This is a genomic window from Dermacoccus sp. CCH2-D9 (genome assembly GCF_001556795.1).
GTDB classification, from domain to species: Bacteria; Actinomycetota; Actinomycetes; order Actinomycetales; family Dermatophilaceae; genus Dermacoccus; species Dermacoccus nishinomiyaensis.
In genome coordinates, this window is sequence record NZ_LSJT01000038.1 from 1 (window position 1) to 1,758 (window position 1,758).

At 67.5% G+C, this 1,758-nt stretch carries 3 protein-coding genes and 1 tRNA gene; 2 read left to right on the forward strand and 2 right to left on the reverse strand.

The features are described 5' to 3' along the window. Positions 1–202: 202 nt before the first annotated feature. Positions 203–463, reverse strand: a complete 261-nt coding sequence (locus tag AX669_RS02740) for a DUF3618 domain-containing protein (RefSeq protein ID WP_006946019.1) — start codon at positions 461–463, stop codon at positions 203–205. A gap of 87 nt (positions 464–550) precedes the next feature. Between AX669_RS02740 and bcp the strand changes: the two genes are divergently transcribed. Together bcp and AX669_RS02750 are read left to right on the forward strand one after the other, a co-directional pair. Then, the gene (bcp, locus tag AX669_RS02745) at positions 551–1,021 is read left to right on the forward strand and encodes a thioredoxin-dependent thiol peroxidase (RefSeq protein ID WP_062256415.1); all 471 of its coding nucleotides are present in this window, start codon (positions 551–553) and stop codon (positions 1,019–1,021) included. Positions 1,022–1,195: 174 nt separating this feature from the next. Further along, positions 1,196–1,276: transfer RNA gene (locus AX669_RS02750), tRNA-Leu, on the forward strand. Positions 1,277–1,508: 232 nt separating this feature from the next. On the opposite strand, the gene AX669_RS13795 is transcribed toward AX669_RS02750, so the two are convergent. Further along, positions 1,509–1,758 (reverse strand): hypothetical protein (locus tag AX669_RS13795; RefSeq protein WP_231729380.1); only part of this gene is annotated, 250 nt, incomplete at its 5' end.

The following is a 1,758-nucleotide window of genomic DNA, read 5'->3' on the forward strand; positions in this document are numbered from 1 at the left end:
GAACCCGCTGATTAAGAGTCAGCTGCTCTGCCAATTGAGCTATTGGCGCAACGAGGAGAAACACTACATGAACGGCAGGTGCGAGGCCAAATTCGTGTCAGCGCCTGCGCCTCCCCCGTCGCGACGGCTCGGAGAAACACGCGTGGCCCGCTCGTCGCGGGACGAACGGGCCACGTCGGGGGGCGCCGTGGGGCGCCCAGTGTCAGGATCGAAGGCGCTTCGCGAGGCCGACGAGCACGAGCAGCCCACCGAGGCCGCCGAGACCCATCGCGACACGGTCGGAGCGCAGGTCGCCGTCAGCAGTGCGGGTCGCGTCGGTCAGCGCGAGGCGAGCGCTCTCGGTCTGACGCTTGGCGATCTCCTTCGGCTGCGCGCGGAACGCGAGCTCGTCGATCGTGCCGGCGAGGCGCGAACGCGACGCGGCGAGCTCAGCTTCGATCTGCTTGGCCGTCTTGGGTGCCATGGTGGGTCTCCTTGCCACATGCGGAAAACTAGGATCTTGACTCAAAGGTTAACGCACCAGACGGATTCGCTCAGGAGGACTTCACCCATGGCACGCCTCGAAGCTGGTACACGCGCCCCCGACTTCACGCTGACGAGTGACGCCGGCACCCAGATCTGCCTTGGCGACTACGCCGGCCGCAAACTCATCATCTTCTTCTACCCCGCCGCGATGACGCCAGGATGCACCACGGAGGCCTGCGACTTCCGCGACTCGCTCGCACCGCTGCAGGCCGCGGGCTACGAGGTCATCGGCATCAGCCCCGACGCGCCCGCCAGGCTCGCGACGTTCGTCGAGAAGGAGCAGCTGACGTACCCGCTGCTGTCGGACGAGTCGAAGACGACACTCGAGGCGTACGGCGCCTACGGCGAGAAGAAGCTGTACGGAAAGCCCGTCGTCGGCGTCATCCGTTCGACGTTCGTCATCGACGAGAACGGCGTCATCGAGCTCGCGCGCTACAACGTCAAGGCCACCGGACACGTCGCGTCACTGAAGAAGGCCCTGAAGTTCGAAGCCTGAGCGCGCCCTGACGCAGGGTGGGCGCGGCCCCGCCGCGGTTCTGCCCCACGCAGGATGGCGGACAACTCACGTGTAAGCCCGTCACGACTCGCCTCCTCGTGAGTTACCTGCCATCCTGTGCAAGCGTCGGCGTCGGCATGGGCTCGGACGACGTGACGTAGGATCGTCGGCGCTGCGCCTGTGGCGGAATTGGCAGACGCGCCAGATTTAGGTTCTGGTGTCTTAGACGTGGGAGTTCAAGTCTCCCCAGGCGCACCGAGGACGAGGGCGGCACTCGCAGACGCGGGGCCGCCCTCGTCGCATGTCGGGTGCGGTGCTCGGGTGGGCTCGAGTTGACGGGCCCCACTCGGCAGGCGAGCGGCCATCGCCCGGATCCAAGACCCGCCCAGGTTGGCCCGCTCCCTCACCTCGCGGGCAACCGAGACCGATTCGCAACCGAAAACGCCCTCCCCTGACGTCGCGGCGGCTCTACTGTGAGCCCAGCACGTCACGACGCCCCAGCCGAGCACGAACGCCCCAGCTCGTCCCGGCCGGCGCACCCGTCGTCGGAGGAAGCCATGCGACACACCATCACGGCTGCAGTCTCACTCTGCGCCCTCACCACCCTCGTCGGGTGCTCGAGCGGATCGTCGACGAGCGGTGACGCCTCGTCATCAGCGTCGACGTCGGCCTCAGTGTCGGCGGCGTCCACGCCCCCATCGTCCACCGCCTCGGCTCCTGCGAGCGGGTCGTCGTCG

Bases quoted from the DNA above. Each gene is read 5' to 3' on its own strand.
- AX669_RS02740 (WP_006946019.1), bottom strand. From the start codon at position 463: ATGGCACCCAAGACGGCCAAGCAGATCGAAGCTGAGCTCGCCGCGTCG.
- bcp (WP_062256415.1), top strand. From the start codon at position 551: ATGGCACGCCTCGAAGCTGGTACACGCGCCCCCGACTTCACGCTGACG.